Source organism: Roseovarius litoreus, from assembly GCF_900142765.1.
GTDB classification, from domain to species: domain Bacteria; phylum Pseudomonadota; class Alphaproteobacteria; order Rhodobacterales; family Rhodobacteraceae; genus Roseovarius; species Roseovarius litoreus.
This window is the reverse complement of the sequence record NZ_FRCB01000022.1, coordinates 1-2,500: the sequence shown is the minus strand read 5'-3', so window position 1 is coordinate 2,500 and position 2,500 is coordinate 1. Positions and strand designations below refer to the sequence as shown.

General features: G+C 54.3%; 2 rRNA genes (1 of these 2 cut by a window edge). Both read left to right on the top strand.

Features of this window, described 5'->3' with window-relative positions:
• A 23S ribosomal RNA gene (locus F3H35_RS18650) occupies window positions 1-2,237 on the top strand (it extends 1,221 nt beyond the left edge of the window).
• A gap of 74 nt (window positions 2,238-2,311) precedes the next feature.
• Window positions 2,312-2,426: ribosomal RNA gene (gene rrf / locus F3H35_RS18645) — 5S ribosomal RNA — on the top strand.
• The last annotated feature ends 74 nt before the right edge of the window (window positions 2,427-2,500 follow it).

Sequence of the window (2,500 nt, the reverse complement as noted above, 5' to 3'; positions counted from 1 at the left end):
ATAATGGGTCATCGACTTGGTCTATCTAGCAAGCTTAAGCCGTTAGGTGTAGGCGCAGCGAAAGCGAGTCTGAATAGGGCGAATGAGTTAGATGGATCAGACCCGAAACCGAGTGATCTAGGCATGACCAGGCTGAAGGTAAGGTAACACTTACTGGAGGGCCGAACCCACACCTGTTGAAAAAGGTCGGGATGAGTTGTGCCTAGGGGTGAAAGGCCAATCAAACTCGGAGATAGCTGGTTCTCTGCGAAATCTATTTAGGTAGAGCGTCATCCGAATACCCTCGGGGGTAGAGCACTGGATGGGTAATGGGGCCCCACAGGCTTACTGATCCTAACCAAACTCCGAATACCGAGGAGTACTAGATGGCAGACACACTGCGGATGCTAACGTCCGTAGTGAAGAGGGAAACAACCCTGACCTACAGCTAAGGCCCCCAATTCGTGGCTAAGTGGGAAAGCAGGTGGGACGACCAAAACAACCAGGAGGTTGGCTTAGAAGCAGCCATCCTTTAAAGATAGCGTAACAGCTCACTGGTCTAAACAAGTTGTCCTGCGGCGAAGATGTAACGGGGCTCAAGCCACGAGCCGAAGCTTAGGATGCCGTAAGGCATGGTAGCAGAGCGTAGTGTGACATAGGTCCATTCCTCCTTAGCGCCTTCGGGCGTGTTGGAGGAGAGGAGCTTTCGATGAAGCGGGCGCGTGAGCGATCCCGTGGAGAGATCACTAGCGAGAATGATGACATGAGTAGCGACAAACAGGGTGAGAGACCCTGTCGCCGAAAGTCCAAGGGTTCCTGCTTAAAGCTAATCTGAGCAGGGTAAGCCGACCCCTAAGGCGAGGCCGAAAGGCGTAGTCGATGGGAACCAGGTTAATATTCCTGGGCCAGATGGAAGTGACGGATCTCGAAGGTTGTTCGTTCTTATCGGATTGAACGGGCCGCTCAGAGGTTCCTGGAAATAGCTCCATCGCTAGATCGTACCCTAAACCGACACAGGTGGACTGGTAGAGAATACCAAGGCGCTTGAGAGAACGATGTTGAAGGAACTCGGCAAAATACCTCCGTAAGTTCGCGAGAAGGAGGCCCAGTTTCTACGCAAGTATTGGCTGGGGGCACAAACCAGGGGGTGGCGACTGTTTACTAAAAACACAGGGCTCTGCGAAGTCGCAAGACGACGTATAGGGTCTGACGCCTGCCCGGTGCCTGAAGGTTAAAAGGAGGGGTGAGAGCTCTGAATTGAAGCCCAGGTAAACGGCGGCCGTAACTATAACGGTCCTAAGGTAGCGAAATTCCTTGTCGGGTAAGTTCCGACCTGCACGAATGGCGTAACGACTTCCCCGCTGTCTCCAACATCGACTCAGCGAAATTGAATTGCCTGTCAAGATGCAGGCTTCCCGCGGTTAGACGGAAAGACCCCGTGCACCTTTACTACAGCTTCGCACTGGCATCAGGATTGTGATGTGCAGGATAGGTGGTAGGCTTTGAACCCGTGACGCCAGTCGCGGTGGAGCCTCCCTTGAGATACCACCCTTCGCACTCTTGATGTCTAACCGCGGTCCGTTATCCGGATCCGGGACCCTGCGTGGCGGGTAGTTTGACTGGGGCGGTCGCCTCCTAAAGCGTAACGGAGGCGCGCGAAGGTTGGCTCAGAGCGGTCGGAAATCGCTCGTTGAGTGCAATGGCAGAAGCCAGCCTGACTGCAAGACTGACAAGTCGAGCAGAGTCGAAAGACGGCCATAGTGATCCGGTGGTCCCGAGTGGAAGGGCCATCGCTCAACGGATAAAAGGTACGCCGGGGATAACAGGCTGATACTGCCCAAGAGTCCATATCGACGGCAGTGTTTGGCACCTCGATGTCGGCTCATCTCATCCTGGGGCTGGAGCAGGTCCCAAGGGTATGGCTGTTCGCCATTTAAAGAGGTACGTGAGCTGGGTTTAGAACGTCGTGAGACAGTTCGGTCCCTATCTGCCGTGGGTGTAGGATACTTGAGAGGAGTTGCCCCTAGTACGAGAGGACCGGGGTGAACGATCCACTGGTGGACCTGTTGTCGTGCCAACGGCAGTGCAGGGTAGCTATGATCGGACAGGATAACCGCTGAAGGCATCTAAGCGGGAAGCCCCCCTCAAAACAAGGTATCCCCGAGGGCCGTGGTAGACCACCACGTCGATAGGCCGGAGATGTAAGCGCAGCAATGCGTTCAGTTGACCGGTACTAATTGCCCGATAGGCTTGATTTGATCCAGTAGAAGACTGACTTCGCTGGCCAAAAGTCAAAACTTGGACTCGTAACGTATCAGAGGATTTTCCTCGGTTTGGTGGTCATAGCAAGAGCAAAACACCCGGTCCCATCCCGAACCCGGCCGTTAAGTGCCTTAGCGCCAATGGTACTGCGTCTCAAGACGTGGGAGAGTAGGTCACCGCCAAACCTAGAAAAATCCTCAATCTCTAAACAAACACTCACAACCGCGGGATGGAGCAGTCCGGTAGCTCGTCAGGCTCA